Here is a 17,611-nt window from a genome sequence, read left to right on the forward strand (position 1 = left end):
ATCCACCAGGACAGTGATTATTACTTAACAGGATAAGCTCATGAGCACAGCACTCACCAACGCAAAACAACTCTGGACCACCGATCCGCAACGTACTTTTAGCGGCTCAGCGCCAACCGAAGCAGGCGGCATCATGGAAATCGTAATGGACAGTACCGTCTATACCGTTACCATCGCCGCTAACGGCAGCTGGAGCTGGCAGCCGCCGTTTCCGCTGGCTGAAGGCCCGCATAATCTCTCCGTACGCACCATTGACCGCGCTGGCAACGTCGGTGCCCCTTCGCTGTTTATCGTAAACGTCGACCTTACCGCGCCGGACCAGCCGCTGATTATTGGTGTCGATGACAATGCGGGGAATAAAACCGGTCCGGTGAATTCCGGCCAGCAGACCGATGACCGCACGCCGACCCTGAAGGGTGTGGCCGAGCCGGACAGCATCGTTCGCCTGTACAATGCGCAGAACCAGCTGATTGGCAGCGCTAAAGCCAACAGCAACGGCTACTGGGAAATCACCCCGACGCTGGCTGACGGTGAGCATGCACTTTACGTCACCGCCACCGATGGCCGTGGCTACGTCAGTCAGGCATCTGAAGCATTTACGCTGACCGTTGCCGATGACTCTGCAGTCCCGGTTCCCGGCAAGGTGGAAATCACCCACGCGCTGGATAACGCGGGTGCCGCTCAGGGCAAGCTGCTGAACGGCGCGCTGACCGATGACACCACGCCAACGCTGCGCGGTACTGCGCCAGCCGGCAGCAATGTGCTGGTCCAGTACCGGGACGTGAACGGCCAGTGGGTTGACGGCGGTTACGCCACGCTGAGCGGCACCGAGTGGAGCTGGACGCCGGATAAAGCGCTGGGTGAAGGCAACTGGGAGTTCCGTGCTTACGCCGGCAGCGGCTGGACCGATGAATTCACGCTGGAGATCGATTTAACACCGCAGAGCGAACTCTCCATCACGCACGCGTGGGATGATTTTGGCATCAACACCGGTCTGTTACACAATGGCGCCATCACCGATGACCGCACGCCAGCGCTGAACGGCCGCGCAGAGGCGAACAGCATTGTCTATATTCACTTCCGCAACGTGCTGGGGAACTGGGAACTGCTGGGCAGCGTGCAGGCAGGAGCTGACGGCAACTGGGTGTATGAAACTGATCGTCTCTCGCCGGGCAGCTATCAGTTCTCGGCCAGTGATAATGATAAAACGCATAACAGCAGTAGCGATTTTGCATTGACGATAGCCGCTGATGCAGGACTAGCACCACAAATTACCAGTGCGTTTGATAACGTTGGTAAATTAACCGGCTCGTTAAAATCCGGCGCGACGACTGACGATGCGACACCAGAACTTCGAGGCGTAGCTGAAGCCAACTCAGTAGTATTCATCGAATATCGATCTCTGAACGGCAACTGGAATACCGGTCACTCAGTTAAAACAGATCACACAGGCAACTGGTCATTTATTCCGGAAGAAAACCTGCACAGTGGCAGCTGGCAATTTATCGCTAAGGCGGGTGAATCAGGTGAACAATCATTACAATTTGATCTAAATATCCAACCTGAAGCGCCAGTCATTTTAGGTGCGTTTGATGATTCACTCCCTTCAACCGGGCTGATACAACACGGCGGTTTTACAGATGATCTAACACCTATATTGAAAGGTACAGGTTTTCCGGGACAAATTATTACTATTGAGTATGGCCAGTTTGGTGATCCATGGATAGCAGGCGGCACAGCGGTTGTAGATAAAGATGGTAACTGGTCATGGCAATCGCCAGCACTGAAAGAGCAAACTGGCTGGGAATTTCGTGCCAGTAACTCTGGCCAGACTGGCACTCCGAAGTGGAGTAACACTTTCGCTATCAACGTAACCGATTCCGGAAAAGAGTCACCAGGCTATTTATGGGATTTTAATGATGGAACATTGCAAGGATGGAAGGCTGCGGGGAAATATGGCCAATCTGGTGAGCTGACAGTAAAAAAATGGAGTGGCAACGGAACAAATCAGTTGGGTAGTATGACGAATGGTCTCACCGACGGCTACAACGGAGAAGTTGCTTACCGTACTATCATTGTGGAAAAAGGAAAAACTTATGAAGTTTCTTATGATGCCCTTCAACACACATCAGGGGGCGATTACAAATCAAAACTCGGGATGAGCATTGATGGAAAATCGGTCATTCCGGAAACACTTCAAAAAACAAGCTGGACACATTACACAGGTTATTATACGGCAACCGAAACAAAAAAAGTTAAGGTAGCTATTACCAATGGTACCTCGAGTAGAAACGGTAACGATTTCGCGATAGACAACATCGGTATTAAACCTGTCGAAGAAAAAACAGATAATCACCTTGCCGATATGAAAACCAGCAACGAGGTAATTGGCCTGAGTGGTGAACAAAGTAGTTTCGATTTAGCTAACCTGCTGACAGAAAAAGGGTCAGTTAATACCATTAATATGTCTGACAAAATCGATAACGATTTACTGGTCGATGTAAAAACGATTCTTCAGCATGGCGAGATGAATTTATTTATAGAAAACAGTAATATCCAGATGAAAGTCAATGGTGATATCGGGGATGTCGTTAAGCTAAAAGATCTAATGCCCGATTCACACGATAGCGTTAGCTGGATACAACAAAATGGTAACGTCACCATTGCTGGCGTTCATTACAGCGTCTATAACCACGGCGATGCTGAACTGCTGGTGCAGGAAGGGGTGAAAGTCGAGCTGGTGTAAGTTTTTCTCCTCCTTTTTAGGTGAGCTTGAGGTAAAAGCCGCAGCAGGGATGCTGCGGCTTTTTTTGTTGGGTTTGGTGCGGTCTGGCCCTCACCCCGTCCCTCTCCCGCACGCGGGAGAGGGAGAAAAGACACACAGCGCGCACGCGGGAGAGGGAGAAAAGACATACCGCACGCGAGAGAGGAGCTACAGGCGGCAGAAAACAGCCCCTACTCCACCATCAGCGCTGCGGGTTTGTCCTTCACAAAATCCGGCAGCTCGCTGATGCGCTCTGGCGGCAGCGGTTTGCCTAGCAGGAAACCCTGCAGGGTGTCGCAGCCGAGTCCGGTGAGGAACGCTTGCTGATCCTGGGTTTCCACGCCTTCGGCCACCACTTTGAGATCCAGCGACTGCGCCAGTGCGACGATGGCGGAGACGATGGTGGCGTCTTCCGATTTCGCCTGCAGCTCGTTAACAAAGGCGCGGTCGATTTTCAGCTCGCTGGCCGGTAAGCGCTTGAGATACAGCAGGCTGGAGTAGCCGGTGCCGAAGTCATCAATCGAAGCTTTTACCCCCATGCTGGTCAGTTCGGTGAGGATGCGCACGCTCTCTTCCGGATCGCGCATCGCGGTGGTTTCGGTGACTTCCAGCGTCAGCAGCTCCGCCGGGATCTGGTGCTGTTCCAGCGCCTGCGTCACGGTGTCGACCAGGTTGCACTGCTCAAACTGCAAGGCTGAGAGGTTCACCGCCACCGACCAGTGCGGATGGCCCTGCTGGTGCCAGATGTGCAGCTGGCGGCAGGCCTCGTTAATCACCCAGTTGCCGATATTAATGATCATGCCGGTCTTCTCGGCAATCGGCAAAAACTTGTCCGGCGTCAGCAGGCCGCGCGTCGGGTGCTGCCAGCGCAGCAGCGCTTCGAAGCCAATGATCGGCCCGCTCGGCGCGCAGTACTTAGGCTGATAGAACAGACGCAGCTCGTTGCTATCCAGCGCCTGCCACAGGTCATTATTAAGTTGCAGTTGCGACTGCGCCAGCGTGTTCATGGACGGCTGGAAGAAGTTGTAGCCGTTGCGGCCGTTGTTCTTGGTGTGATACATCGCGGCGTCGGCGTTAAACATCAGCTCGCGCTCGTCCTTGCCGTCACCGGGATAAACGGCGATGCCGATACTCAGCGACACCATCAGCTCGTAGCGTGACACGCTAAACGGGCGATCCACGGCTTTTACCAGCGCATCCGCCACCGCTGCGGCATCATTGGGGTCGCCGATCTCAATCAGCAGCACAAACTCGTCACCGCCCAGCCGCGCCAGCGTGTAGTGCCCTTTCATCTGGTCGGTCATGCGTTCGGTTACCGCAATCAGCAGGTTATCGCCGACGTGGTGACCAAAGGCATCGTTGACCGCTTTGAAACCGTCGAGATCCATAAACATCAGCGCAAACTGCGAGCGCTCGCGGTTGGCCTTGTTGATCGCCTGCTCGAGGCGATCCTCCAGCAGGATGCGGTTCGGCAGTCGCGTCAGGTTATCGTGCAGCGCCAGCTGCGCCAGCTCGCGGTTGGCCTCTGCCAGCGAGCGCGCAAGGATCGAGGTGCGCGCCTGCATACGCGCGTCGAGCATCGAAACCAGCAGCGTAATGCCGAGGATCGCCAGCGTCACTACCGTGACCAGCATCGCCAGCCAGTCGCTGTTCACGCCGTGATGCGTGGCGTGACTGTGCATCGGGAAGTTCGCCGCCGCCATGCCGGTATAGTGCATGCCGGCAATGGCGCAGCCCATCACCACGGCCGCCCCGACGCGCAGTAGCGTGACGCGGCCATGCCCTTCGCGCAGGTTGAACGCCAGCCACAGCGCGGCACCGGAAGCCACCAGCGCAATCAGCACCGAAACCGCAATCCAGCCCCAGTTCCAGCTGATGCCCGGCTCAAACATCAGCGCCGCCATGCCGGTGTAGTGCATCGCCACCACGCCGGAACCCAGTACCAGCGCGCCGCCCAGCAGTCGTCGCCACGGCAAGTCGCCGGACGAGCACACCAGCCACAGGGCAAAGATGGAGGCAAGAATCGCCACCACCATTGAGGCGGCGGTGAGCAGCGGATCGTAGCTCATCACCATATCCAGGCTCATCGACAGCATGCCGATAAAGTGCATGGCCCAGATGCCCACGCCCATGGCGAAACCGCCGCCCAACAGCCAGACCAGCGCCACCCGGCCGGTCGAGGAAGCGACGCGCCCCGCCATATCCAGCGCGGTAAACGAGGCCAGCATCGCTACCAGTATCGAAACGAGAACGGTAAACGCATCGTACGAAGTCACTAACATAGTGATTTCCCATATAAAAAAGCTGCGTTAAGTCAGCTGTGGTGTTGTTGAAATGAAAAAGAAAATGTTGGTTTTATAATTGAAATTATCGGCAGACCGGCTGCCGATATGAGTCACTGAACGATGAAAGCTTCCGATGTAAAGGAGAACAAAAATTGCTGGTCAGGCGCCGGTGAGCGGCAGCACGTTATCAGGATACAGCGCCGTCACTGGCGGTGATGCGGTGAATTCGCCGATGCGCTCCGCCGGCGTCGGTTTGCCCAGCAGATACCCCTGCAGCGTGTCAAAGCCAAGACCGGTCAGCAGGCGCTGCTGCTCTTCGGTCTCCACGCCCTCCGCCACCATGCGCAGGTTAAGGCTTTGCGCCAGCGTCAGCATGGCGGTCACCACGGTTGCATCCTCACTGTCGGCACGCAGGCTGTTAATGAAGGCGCGATCAATTTTCAGTTCGCTGGCCTCAAGATGCTTGAGGTGCAGCAGATTGGCGTAGCCAATGCCGAAGTTGTCGATGGCCACTTTGACGCCAAGCCGCTGCAGTTCGGCGATGCGCTGCTGGCTGAACTGCGGATCGCGCATGGCGATGTTTTCCGTGATTTCCAGCATCAGCGCGCCTTCCGGCAGCTGATAGCGCTGCAGCGTCTGGCGCAGCGTGTCGATCAGATCGCGCTGATGAAACTGCAGTGCGGACAGGTTAACCGAGACGCTCCAGTCGCGGTTGCCCTCGTCCAGCCACTGCCGCAGCTGACGGCAGGCTTCGTTGATCACCCAGTTACCGAGCGCCACGATCTGGCCGGTTTTCTCGGCGCGCGCCAGAAACATATCCGGCATCAGTAAGCCGCGGCGCGGATGCTGCCAGCGCAGTAACGCCTCAAAACCCATCAGAATGGTCCCGCCCGCGCGAAACTTCGGCTGGTAGAACAGGCGCATCTCCTGGCACTCCAGCGCGTTCCATAAATCGTTGGCCAGCGCCAGCTGATGCTGTGCCACCGCGCTCATCACCGGCTCAAACAGGCTCCAGCCGTTACGCCCGCTGTGCTTGGTGTGATACATGGCCGAGTCAGCGTTAAACATCATCTCCTGCGGGCTGCGGCCATGCTGCGGGAAGATCACGATGCCGATGCTGAGCGAGACGCGCAGCGAGTAACGATCCAGCTCAAACGGTGCATCAATGCTGTGCACCAGCCGCTGCGCCAGCGCTTCAGCCTGGGTTGCCGCGTACTGCGGACACAGCATGACAAACTCATCGCCGCCAAGGCGCGCCAGCAAAATGTCCGCTTCCAGCTGGGTGCGCAGCCGTTCCGCCACGGCAACCAGCAAACGATCGCCGACGTGATGCCCCCACGTATCGTTCACCGCTTTGAAGCCATCGAGATCCATAAACATCAGGGCAAAGGGCTGGTCATACAGCGTCGCGTGTTTGATTTGCATGCTGAGCTGCTGGTCGAGCATCACGCGATTGGGCAGTGCGGTGAGATTATCGTGCAGCGCCAGCTGGCGCAGCTCGCTGTTGGCGCGCCGCAGCCGGGCGGCAAGACGCGCTGCGCGCAGCTGGGCGTCCAGCATTGAGATCAGCAATGTCAGACCGAGAATGGTGAGCGTGATGATGGTCACCCACACCGCCAGCCCCTCCTGCCCCATGCCGTGGTGCTGCATGCTGCCCGGTGCGCTGAACTGCGCGGCCGCCATGCCGGTGTAGTGCATGCCGGCAATCGCCACCCCCATCGCCAGCGCCGCGCAGGCGCGCATCAGCAGCAGGCTCTCGCCATGGCGCAGATGGAATGCCAGCCACAGCGCGGCACCGGATGCGCCGTAGGCAATCAGTACCGACAACGCAACCAGGCGAAGATCCCAGTGAATGGCGGGTTCAATCAGCAGCGCCAGCATGCCGAGATAGTGCATGGCAACCACGCCGCTGCCGAGAATTACCGTGCCGCGCAGCAGCCGGCGGCGCGTCAGATGGCTGCCCTGCAGACCCTGCGCAAAGGCGAAGATGCTGGTGAGAATTGCCAGCAGCAGCGAGAAGGCGGTGAGCGGAATGTCATAGCGCATGGTCATCGGCATCATCATCGCCAGCATGCCAATGAAGTGCATCGCCCAGATGCCAATCCCCATCGCCGTACCGCCGGCCACCAGCCACAGCTTCGCCAGCAGGCCGCGCGACACGGCGACGCGCCCGGCGGTATCCAGCGCCGTAAACGCCGCGATAAACGCCACAATCAGCGAAACGGCAACCAGAACGCTATCCCAGGTAACCAGCAACATGTGCGCTCCTCAACTCAACCCGCGGCGGCGCAGGTGCGGTATCGTCAATTAACAACAGAAAAAGTGAAAACATCAATGAGAGGCAGGTAATGACCACCAGCGATGCGGCAACACAAAAACAGATCCATAAATAACTGGAGGTATTGCACGGCTATTTTTTATTCTCATCGTCTGTCGCGGCCGGGAAAAGTAATGATATCTGATTAATGCATGAACATAGCATTGAACCTGAAGTCGCGGTAGAGGGGGGAATCACTTGCCGTTTGGTTTTTTTAACGGGCCGCCAGCCCTTGTTATGACTGCATTAACGGGGAAAAGGAGAAATTGATTAGCGAAAATTCTCCGGTGCGTTGTACAAGCGGCAAAAGGGTGTTCTATAGTAAATAAAACTGATATAAATCACTAACTCAGCCTTTAAGAATTTTCTTAGGTGGCAGGGCATTAAGTTCGTTTGCCGATCGCGGCGTCTTGTTATTTACGGGTTCGTTTCATTAATAAATCACCAGGCGAAAAAGCACTGACCTTGGATAATCAGTAAGGATTGATTATGAAACTCAAGCTTTTTCTTTTGGCTACCAGCCTGAGCGCCGCGCTCGCCCCTGCAACGGTTTTTGCTGCCACCACAACGGGAACCATCAATGCCACATTGACGCTCACCACCGGCTGTCTGGTGAACGGTCAGTCCGCCACCAGCGGGGTTAACTTCGGTACCCTGAACTTTGGTAGCAGCGCTGCAACCTTTGATACCTTAAACGCCACCCTGGTGGGCGCATCCGGGAACGGCATTTTTGTCCGCTGCACCACCGGTCAAACCTTCAATGTGCAGGTCACCAGCAGTAATCCGGCACCGGCCACTATTTACGGTACGGTGAGCGGCCAGCCGCGTTATCTGATCCTCGGTTCCAACAATACGCAGGGCATTGCTTATACGCTTTACAGCGACGCCGCGTTTACCACCGCCATCGCCAACAACACCAACATTGCCGCCAGCGGCACCACCGATCCGACGCTCGGCACCAACTATGCCATTTACGGTCGGGTAGTCGGCGGCGGCTTTAACCCACTGATTCCGGCCGGTACCTACACCGATACTATTAACGTGGCGGTGAACTACTGACGCCAGCGGTGGGGTAAGAAGGATGGTCTGGCTGCTGCGTGCTGGCAGCCTGGCCCTGCTGATAGGGAGCGTCCCGGCCTGGAGTTTGCCGACGGCCACCTTCCAGGTCTCTGCGTCAGTGGTGGCAGGCTGCGTGATTTCCGGTACCAATACCGGCGTGTTTGGCACGCTGAATTTTGGCACCCAGTCGGGCGTGGCGAGCAGCAGCGTCAGCGCCAGCTACGTGCAAAGCACCACCCTCACCCTCGCCTGCACGCCGGGTACCGCCCTCAGCATGAGCATCAATGGCGGCAGCAATTACACCAGCAGCCGCAATCTCAAACACACCAGTAACACCGATACCGTGGCCTACAGCCTGTACACCAACGCAGCGCACACCACGGCGATTCCGGTTAACTCGCCGGTGGCGCTGAGTTACAGCAACGCCAATAACATCGTGCTGCCGATTTATGGCCTGTTAACCCTGCCCGGCCCGACGCGCGCCGGGACTTATACCGATACGTTAACCGTCACCCTGAGCTGGTGATGGCAGCATAAAAAGGATGAAAAATGATGAGCCTGCGCGCCCTGCTTCTGTGGTTTCTTCTGGCCCTGTCGCCCGCCAGCTTCGCGGCCAACTCGCTGATGATCTGGCCGATCGATCCCGCCATCAATCCGCAGGAAAAAGCCAGTGAACTGTGGCTGGAGAATCGCGGTAACGCCACCACCATCATGCAGGTGCGCATCTTCAACTGGCAGCAGATTGACGGCCAGGAACAGTATCAAACGCAGCAGCAGGTGGTCGCCAGCCCGCCGATGGTGCGGCTGGAGCCGGGGCAGAAGCAGCTGGTGCGTCTGATTCGCCAGAGCGCGCCGCCCGCGGGCGTAGAGCAAGCCTATCGCGTGGTGCTGGATGAGATCCCGACGCCGCGCTCGCCGGGCGAGAATCAGGCCGGGCTGACGTTTCAGATGCGCTACTCGGTGCCGCTGTTTGTCTATGGCGATGGCCTGACGCGCGACAGCGCCAAAGCCGATCTCAGCTGGCGTCAGGTCAGCCGCGACGGCAAACGCTGGCTGGAGCTGACCAATCGCGGCAACGGCCACGCGCGCCTGAGCAACGTCACCGTCGGCGGTCGCGCGCTCGGCAACGGCCTGTTTGGCTATGTGCTGGCTAACAGCAGCCACCGCTGGCCGCTGAACAGCCCAGTGAGCGGTGAACTCGCGGCCGAGGTGAATAAAACTCACTGGCGCAGCGCTGCCGCGCGCTGATGAAACTGACGCCGCCTCCCTGCGCGCTGGCGGTGACCAGCGTGCTGTGCTTTTCCCCGCTGAGCAGCGCAGAGACTTTCTCTGAGCTGCCACCGCCGCCTGCCGTCAGCCACAGCGCCAGCGGCCAGCAATACATGCTGGAACTGGTGGTGAACCAGCGCGAACGGGGCGAGATTGTGCCGGTAGAGCGGCGCGACGGTGAGTTCTGGCTGCGCAGCGGCGATCTGCAGCGCGCCGGCATTCCGGCGGTGAAGCTGGCTGGCGAACAGATCGCTCCCGGTCAGTTGGGTGAGGTTAAAGTGGAATACGATGAACGCCGTCAGCGCCTGCTGCTGACGGTACCGCCCGCCTGGCTGCCAGAGCAGACGCTCGGTCAGCCGCAAAATGGCCCACGCTACCCCGGCCAGGCCAGCAACGGCGCGCTGCTCAACTACGACTTCTACGCTACGCGCACCGACAACGCCGGTTCGCGCCTCTCCAGCTGGAACGAGCTACGCCTGTTCGGCCCGGCCGGCCAGTTCTCCAGCAACGGTGTCTATATCCAGCAGCTTGCGGGCGATACCAGCGGCCAGCAGCAGGGTTATATTCGCTACGACACCTGGTACAGCAACGAGAACGAGAACGCCGCGCTGAGCTGGCGCGCCGGCGATTTGATTACGGATGCGCTGGGCTGGAGCAACAGCGTGCGCCTTGGCGGCGTGCAGATCGCGCGTGACTTCAGCGTGCGGCCAGATCTGGTCACCTACCCGCTGCCGGCCTTTAGCGGCCAGGCGGCGGTGCCGTCGTCAGTCGATCTGTTTATCAATGGCTATCGCAGCGCGCAGGCCAACGTGCAGCCGGGGCCGTGGTCGCTGACCAATGTGCCGTTCGTGAACGGGGCGGGCGATGCGGTGATCACCACCACCGACGCGGTCGGTCGTCAGGTGACGACGACGCTGCCGTTCTACGTCTCCAGCAGCCTGCTGAAAACCGGCCTGTCTGATTACGCCTTCTCCGCCGGGGCGATTCGCGAGAACTACGGCATCAAAAACTTTGATTACGGCGTGGCGGCGGCCAGCGGTTCCTATCGCTACGGCCTGCGCGACCGGCTGACGCTGGAATCGCACGCCGAAGGCAGCAGTGACGTGGCGATGGGCGGTGCCGGCGCGCTGGTGAAGCTGGGCAGCCTTGGCGTCATCAATGCCGCGCTGGCGCAGAGCCAGCTGGACGGCAGGCCCGGCACCCAGTACAGCTGGGGTTACCAGTACAACAACAGCTGGTTCAGCCTCGGCACCCAGCACACGCTGCGCAGCGCGGATTTCGGCAACCTGGCGCTGGTCGGCAGCCGCGGCGATAGCGCCAACACCAGCTATTCGCTCGCCAGACGCAGCGCGCAGTACACCGCCAGCCTGTCGCTCAGCCAGTACGGCAGCCTCGGTCTGGCGTATCTGGACATCGCCGGCGGCAGCGGCGATCGCACCCGCCTGTGGAATTTATCGTGGAGTAAAAACCTGTGGGGCAACAGCAGCCTGTACATCTCCGCCAGCCGCGACCAGCAACAGGGCGACTGGAGCGGCGCGATTTCGCTGGTGATTCCGTTTGGCGAACAGAGCAGCGCATCGATCAGCGTCGAGCGCGATCAGCAGGGGCAAAGCAATCAGCGCCTGTACGTGTCGCGCGCCATGCCGAGCGACGGCGGTTTTGCTTACGATGCGTCATGGGCGCATCAGGGCGGCGACAGCGGCGATTATCGTCAGGGCAGCCTGCGCTATCGCAACAACAAGATCGATACTTCCGCCGGCTTTTACGGCGACGATGACAACACCACGCAGTGGGCCGATTTCACCGGCTCGCTGGTGCTGATGGACAACCATGTGTTCGCCGCCAACAACATCAACGATGCCTTTGTGGTGGTGAAAACCCGCTATCCGGACGTGACGGTACGCTACGAGAACCAGACGATGGGCCGCACCGATGACGCAGGCTATTTGCTGGTGCCGTCCATCAGCAGCTATTACGGCGCGAAGTACGATATCGATACCCTCGATCTGCCGGCTGACATGACCGCGCCGAGAGTGGAGCAGCGCTTCGCGGTGAAGCGCAAAAGTGGCTATCTGCTGAATTTCCCGGTGGAGCGCCTGCGCGCCGCCAGCGTGATCCTGCACGACAGCAACGGCCAGCCGCTGCCGGTCTCCAGCCAGGTATTGCGCCGCGATCGCGCCACCGAATATGTCGGCTGGGACGGCCTCGTGTGGATGGAAGATCTCAGCGCCAGCAACCCGATGCGCGTGGTGACGCCGGACGGACGCCAGTGCGAGACCACGCTGGCTATCGCTGAGGGGCAGCCTAAAGCGCTGCAGACTTACGGTCCACTCACCTGCCCGCTGCCGCCTGCCGCGCCCGGTACGGCAGTGAATGCCGCCAACAACTCACAGTCAGGGATCTCGCCATGAGGAAATTTCTGTTTTTGCTGCTGTGGCTGCTGCCGGCCAGCAGCTACGCGCTCTGTTCGCTTTCGGCCCCCAGCGCCAGCTTTGGCACGCAAACCACGTTTTACGTGCAGTCAACGGCGGTCAATACTTCCAGTAACACCAATGTTAACTGCGGCACCGGCACGCTCAACCTGCTGGGCAGCGATTACGTCGCCTATGCGTTTACCACCGCCAACTACCTGAGCGGCACGCGCGCCACCATGAAGGCATCGGCCAGCGGCACCGATAACGTGCCGATTCAGCTGTGCATCGACAGCGCCTGTGCCACCGAGTTGCGCCAGGGCGGCAGCTATCGCTGGAACTCTTCCGCGCTGCTGGCGCTCGGCAACAGCCTCAATTTTGTCATTCCACTCTATTTCCGTACTGTGCCTGGCCAGGTGATTGCCGCCGGCAGTTACACCACCACCATCACGCTGACGGTGAGTTATAACGTGTGCGCCGGGTTGAACGTGGCCGGCGTGTGCGTTGGTACGGTGCAGAGCAGCAGCGGGACGGCGATGCCGATCACCGTGAATATGGTGATCACCAACGACTGCACCACGATTACGGCGCCGAACGTCAGCTTCGGCAGTGCGCCGCTGGTCGGTAGTTTTTCTACCGTGCAGCAGACGATTAACGTGGTGTGTTCAAAGGGCAGCACGTATACGGTAGGACTGAGTAATGGCAGCTTTTTCAGCGGCACCACGCGGCAGATGGCGAGCGGCACCAACCGGCTGGCGTACGATATTTATAAAGGTACTACCACCACTAATCGCTGGGGCCCGAGCGGCAGCGACCGCTGGAGCAGCGCGACCTCGACATCGCTCAACGCGGATACCGTGACGCGCAACTTTACTTATACGGCGCAGATTCTGACTACGCAGAATACGCCCGCAGCGGGCAATTACAGCGATAGCGTGGTGGTGGATGTGGCGTTTTAGCGGGGTGGGACGGGAGCTGGCTGGCACCCTGATCCCCCGCCTTCTCCCGCCAGCGGGAGAAGGGGCCGATCGCGCGGGGGTTGAGGTGAAGTGCAGGTTTGCGAAACCGCACTGAACGGTTCCCTCTCCCGCGTGCGGGAGAGGGTTAGGGTGAGGGCCAGCGCGCAGAGCAGGAGCTGGCTTGCCCCCTCATCCCCCGCCTTCTCCCGCCAGCGGGAGAAGGAGCCGATCGCGCGGATGTTGAGGTGAAGCGCAGGTCTGCAAACCGCACCGAACGGTTCCCTCTCCCGCGTGCGGGAGAGGGTCAGGGTGAGGGCCAGCACGCAGACGGGAACTCGCTGGCCCCCTCATCCCCCGCCTTCTCCCGCTGACGGGAGAAGGAGCCCACCGCGCGGGCGTTGAGGTGAAGTGCAGGTCTGCGAAACCGCACTGAACGGTTCCCTCTCCCGCGTGCGGGAGAGGGTCAGGGTGAGGGCCAGCACGCAGAGCAGGAGCTGGCTGGCACCCTCATCCCCCGCCTTCTCCCGCCAGCGGGAGAAGGGGTTGTTCGAGCGGGGGGTTGGGTGAAGTGCAGGTTTGCAAACCCGCACCGAGCGGTTCCCTCTCCCGCGTGCGGGAGAGGGTTAGGGTGAGGGCCAGCGGGAGAAGGAGCCAACCAAGCGAGTGTTGAGGTGAAGTGCAGGTCTGCAAACCCGCACCGAGCGGTTCCCTCTCCCGCGTGCGGGAGAGGGTTAGGGTGAGGGCAAGTGAGAGAAAGTTAAAGTGAGGCTCAGCGCATACCAACTCTAACTACAGCGACGCGCCCACTACCGTTGCGCTGTGCCGCGCCTGGTACTGTTTCACCATGCGGCCAATCAGCAGTGTGCCTACCAGACCGCACACGGCGGCGAACGACAGCCAGACGCCCGGCATCGCTTTATCGCCTGTAGCATGAATCAGATAGCTCGAAATCGCCGGCGTAAAACCGCCGAACAGCGCGGTCGCCAGGCTGTAAGCCAGCGAAAAGCCCGAAGCGCGCACTTCAGCCGGCATGATCTCCGCCAGATACACCACCATCGCGCCGTTATAGCTGGCGTACAGGAACGATAACCATAGCTCCGCTTCAACCAGGTGCGCAAAGGTCGGCGATCCCACCAGCCCGTGCAGCACCGGCCAGGTCGTCAGGATCATCAACACGGTAAAGGTAATCAGCAGTGGCCGCCGCCCAACGCGGTCCGACAGCGCGCCCATCACCGGCAGCCAGAACAGGTTCGAGATGCCGACAAACAGCGTCACGAGGAAGCTCTGTTTGTCACTCATCATCAGCACGGTTTTACCAAAGGTCGGGGTGAATGCGGTGATCATGTAGAACATCACCGTGGTGGTGACCACCATCAGCATGCCGGCCAGCACCAGCGCCCAGTTCTGTCCCACTGAACGCACAATCTGGCCCATCGACGGGTGCGATTTACGCTGGCTAAAGGCTTCGGTCTCTTCCAGCATGCGGCGAATCCAGAACAGGAACGGCACAATCAGACAGCCGACCACAAACGGAATACGCCAGCCCCATTCGGTCACCGCGTCCTTCGCCAGCAGATGATTAAGCCCCAGCCCCAGCAGCGCGGCAAAGATTACCGCTACCTGCTGGCTGCCCGACTGCCAGCTGACGTAAAAGCCTTTGCGGCCTTTAGGAGCCACTTCAGACAGATAAACCGAAACGCCGCCCAGCTCCACGCCTGCCGAGAAACCCTGCAGCAGGCGACCCAGCAGAATCAGAATCGGTGCCGCCGCGCCCAGCGTGGCGTAGCCTGGTACCAGCGCGATAGTCAGCGTACCGAGCGCCATCAGGCCGAGCGTCAGTAGCAGCCCTTTGCGCCGCCCGTGATGGTCAATGTAGGCCCCCAGTATAATCGCCCCGAGCGGACGCATCAGGAAGCCGGCGCCAAAGGTCATCAGCGTCAGCATCAGCGAGGCAAACGGATCGTCGCCCGGGAAAAAGGTTTTTGCAATGGCGGTGGCGTAGTAGCCAAACACCATAAAATCGTACATCTCAAGGAAGTTACCGCTGGTAACGCTAAAGATGGTTTTGGCACCGCCCTGCGATGACTTTTGTAAAGCGTGACTTGAGCTCATATCGTCCTTCCTGGTTTTTCTCCTGTTTTAGCCTGCCGGCGCGCGAATAGATGTGATCCTGTTCACCATTGCACTTTACAAAAGTACAAACAAAGGTAACAAATAATTAACACAGCCGGTCCGATCAGCTTATGAGGAAAGTTAATAATTCTGGGCTTTCCAGGTGACAGGTGCAGCACAGACTATCGACTTTACGAGTGGTATAAATTCAGCGATATCAATCCCCAACAAACAATATCATGAGCCATATCCCACTCTTTTTAATGCCTTTTTCATTAGCAGAACTTATTAAGATCAGTCTTAGAAACGAGACGATTCTGGTACATGCCGCCATCCCCTCCCCCTTTATGCTGGGCAGGCAACGGTAATCACGCCGTTGTTGATTTTGGTGGAGAATACTTATGCTAACACCTCTCAGCTTTGACCCCTTTTCATCCATTAATACCTTGCGAGTGGGCACACCTTATCCGCTGCTGAGCGGCAGCCTGCCGGCGCAGGCCGGTGAAATCATTGAATTCATTATCAACGATCACCGCTACAGTACGCCGATTGCCGCCGACGGCAGCTGGTCATTTCAGCCGCCGTTCTCGCTGAGCGAAGGCAGCCACGACATGGTGGCGCGCATCGGCGACAACGGTGAACCGCATCCGTTCTCTGTTGACGTCGCGCTCTCGGTGCCGGACAAACCGGCGATCACCGCGCTGTTTGATGATGTCGGCAGCGAAACCGGCCCGGTCGGGCGCGGTCACACTATTGATGACACCACGCCCAAAGTGCAGGGCTATGCGCTGCCGGGCAGCACGGTACGGCTGTACGATCACGACAGGCTGATTGGCAGCACCGTGGCCAGTAAAAGCGGCGAATGGTCGCTGGAGCCGCTGCTGGGCGCGGGCGGGCATCAGCTAACCGTCACCGCCACCGACGAGTTTGGCCGCGTCAGCGAACCTTCTGACCACTTTGACATCACTGTGGTTGAAAGCGGACCGGTGCCGCCGACCATCAGCTACGCGATTGACGATGTCGGCACCGTACAGGGCCAGCTCGCCAGCGGTTCCACCACCGACGACTTCTCGCCGCTGATCGTGGGCCGCGCGGAGCCGAACAGCATCGTTTATCTGTTCGCGCAGAACGATCACGGCGGCATCGGCTATAAAGGCAGCGTTAAAACCGATGCCAACGGCGACTGGGTGATTCAGTCGCGCGCGATGATCAGCGGTGACGGCATCTACACCTTCTACGCCTCCTATGAGAACAGCAAAGACGACTACCGCCCGGATTTCAGCCTTAATATGTCGGCGCTGGAGAATCTGCGTCCGGCTATCGACTGTGCGCGTGACGATACCGGTGCCCATACCGGCCAGGTGCACCATCGCGGCACCACCGACGATAAAACGCCGGTGCTTGAAGGTCGCGGTGCGCCGGGCAGCATCGTTGAGATTGAGTACAACCTGAGTAACAGCGGCTGGCACAGCGCGGGCAGCGTGACGGTCGATGCGCAGGGCAACTGGCAGTTCGCCGGCTTTGAACTGACCTATTTTGGCGAATGGGGTTTCCGCTCGCGCGGCGTGGCCGATGGCAAAGCCAGCGCGTGGAGCGATAAGTTTGAGCTGCTGGTGATCCCCGGTGCGCCGCTGGAGCCGACCATCGACTACGCCTGGGACAACGCGGGCCCGCTGCAGGGGCCGGTTTATCAGCACGACTCAACCGATGACACCACGCCAACGCTGCACGGCAGCGGCACGCCGGGCCAGGTGATTGAGATCGAATATGGCGTGCAGGGTGAAGGCCTGCGCCACGCCGGCAGCGTGCTGGTCGATGCCGACGGCAAGTGGAGCTTCACCTCGCCGTATCTGCATCAGCCTGGCGTGTGGGAATATCAGGCGCGCGCCTCGACCGGCGAGATGAAGAGCAACTGGAGCAGCAAATTCGTGCTCGACGTCAGCCCTGACGCCGCGTTCGATCAGCAGGCGCAGGATGAAGCCCAGCCGGACGCGATGACGCTGCACCAGCTGCTGAGCGAAGGTGGCAAAGGGCTGTTCATCGAGGATGACAGCACCCAGCTGCTGGTGAACGGCAAGCCGGGCGACAGCGTGCAGCTGCAGGATATTCTGCCAGCAGGCGAAGCGGTTGATGGCTGGACGCAGCAGACCGGCACCCTGACCATTGCCGGCACGCAATACCACGTCTGGAACCACGGCGACGCCGAACTGCTGGTGCAGGATGGCGTACAACTGCAACTGGTGTAACCCCCCGATGCCGTGCGCGTAGCACGGCATCACCCCGCTCTCTTTCCCCGGCTTTTAACCCGCTCGGACTTTTCTCCCTTCGGGACAGGTCTCATACAGCGCTTTACGTCATCTATTACAAAATGCGCCCTTTATAACCAGACGCAGCGGGGCTCGCTGCAATAGACCCAACGTAAAACACAGGAAAAA

10 protein-coding genes are annotated in these 17,611 nt (G+C 59.2%); 7 read left to right on the top strand and 3 right to left on the bottom strand.

Going from position 1 to position 17,611, the window contains the following annotated elements; genetic code table 11:
• Nucleotides 1-40 precede the first annotated feature (40 nt).
• On the top strand, nucleotides 41-2,746 hold the full coding sequence (locus C1Y42_RS14075; RefSeq protein ID WP_104093778.1) for an Ig-like domain-containing protein: 2,706 nt from the start codon (nucleotides 41-43) through the stop codon (nucleotides 2,744-2,746).
• A 209-nt stretch (nucleotides 2,747-2,955) separates the two neighbouring features.
• On the opposite strand, the gene C1Y42_RS14080 is transcribed toward C1Y42_RS14075, so the two are convergent.
• The gene (locus tag C1Y42_RS14080) at nucleotides 2,956-5,046 is read right to left on the bottom strand and encodes a bifunctional diguanylate cyclase/phosphodiesterase (RefSeq protein WP_104093779.1); all 2,091 of its coding nucleotides are present in this window, start codon (nucleotides 5,044-5,046) and stop codon (nucleotides 2,956-2,958) included.
• A gap of 162 nt (nucleotides 5,047-5,208) precedes the next feature.
• On the bottom strand, nucleotides 5,209-7,308 hold the full coding sequence (locus tag C1Y42_RS14085) for a bifunctional diguanylate cyclase/phosphodiesterase (protein WP_104093780.1): 2,100 nt from the start codon (nucleotides 7,306-7,308) through the stop codon (nucleotides 5,209-5,211).
• 547 nt (nucleotides 7,309-7,855) lie between these two features.
• Between C1Y42_RS14085 and C1Y42_RS14090 the strand changes: the two genes are divergently transcribed.
• From C1Y42_RS14090 to C1Y42_RS14110, 5 genes are read left to right on the top strand one after another with little or no spacing between them, the layout of a single operon-like run.
• The gene (locus C1Y42_RS14090; protein ID WP_021509578.1) at nucleotides 7,856-8,425 is read left to right on the top strand and encodes a spore coat protein U domain-containing protein; all 570 of its coding nucleotides are present in this window, start codon (nucleotides 7,856-7,858) and stop codon (nucleotides 8,423-8,425) included.
• A 22-nt stretch (nucleotides 8,426-8,447) separates the two neighbouring features.
• Entirely contained in the window at nucleotides 8,448-8,951 is a 504-nt protein-coding gene (locus C1Y42_RS14095) for a spore coat U domain-containing protein (RefSeq protein WP_021509579.1), read from the top strand.
• A gap of 23 nt (nucleotides 8,952-8,974) precedes the next feature.
• On the top strand, nucleotides 8,975-9,673 hold the full coding sequence (locus tag C1Y42_RS14100) for a molecular chaperone (protein WP_370445701.1): 699 nt from the start codon (nucleotides 8,975-8,977) through the stop codon (nucleotides 9,671-9,673).
• Nucleotides 9,673-12,105, top strand: a complete 2,433-nt coding sequence (locus tag C1Y42_RS14105) for a fimbria/pilus outer membrane usher protein (RefSeq protein ID WP_104093781.1) — start codon at nucleotides 9,673-9,675, stop codon at nucleotides 12,103-12,105. The genes C1Y42_RS14100 and C1Y42_RS14105 overlap by 1 nt, the downstream gene beginning before the upstream one ends.
• Nucleotides 12,102-13,064 (top strand): spore coat U domain-containing protein, encoded by a 963-nt coding sequence (locus tag C1Y42_RS14110; RefSeq protein WP_104093782.1) that lies wholly within the window; start codon nucleotides 12,102-12,104, stop codon nucleotides 13,062-13,064. The genes C1Y42_RS14105 and C1Y42_RS14110 overlap by 4 nt, the downstream gene beginning before the upstream one ends.
• 789 nt (nucleotides 13,065-13,853) lie before the next feature.
• Here the strand turns inward: C1Y42_RS14110 and C1Y42_RS14115 are convergent.
• Nucleotides 13,854-15,176 carry an MFS transporter gene (locus C1Y42_RS14115; RefSeq protein ID WP_021509584.1) on the bottom strand — a complete coding sequence of 441 codons (1,323 nt, stop codon included), beginning with the start codon at nucleotides 15,174-15,176 and terminating at the stop codon, nucleotides 13,854-13,856.
• Nucleotides 15,177-15,577: 401 nt separating this feature from the next.
• On the opposite strand from C1Y42_RS14115, the gene C1Y42_RS14125 reads away from it, so the two are divergent.
• Nucleotides 15,578-17,422 carry an Ig-like domain-containing protein gene (locus C1Y42_RS14125; protein WP_233210726.1) on the top strand — a complete coding sequence of 615 codons (1,845 nt, stop codon included), beginning with the start codon at nucleotides 15,578-15,580 and terminating at the stop codon, nucleotides 17,420-17,422.
• Nucleotides 17,423-17,611 lie beyond the last annotated feature (189 nt).

This window comes from Pantoea sp. ICBG 985 (assembly GCF_002928365.1).
In the GTDB taxonomy this organism is placed as follows: Bacteria; Pseudomonadota; Gammaproteobacteria; order Enterobacterales; family Enterobacteriaceae; genus Pantoea; species Pantoea dispersa.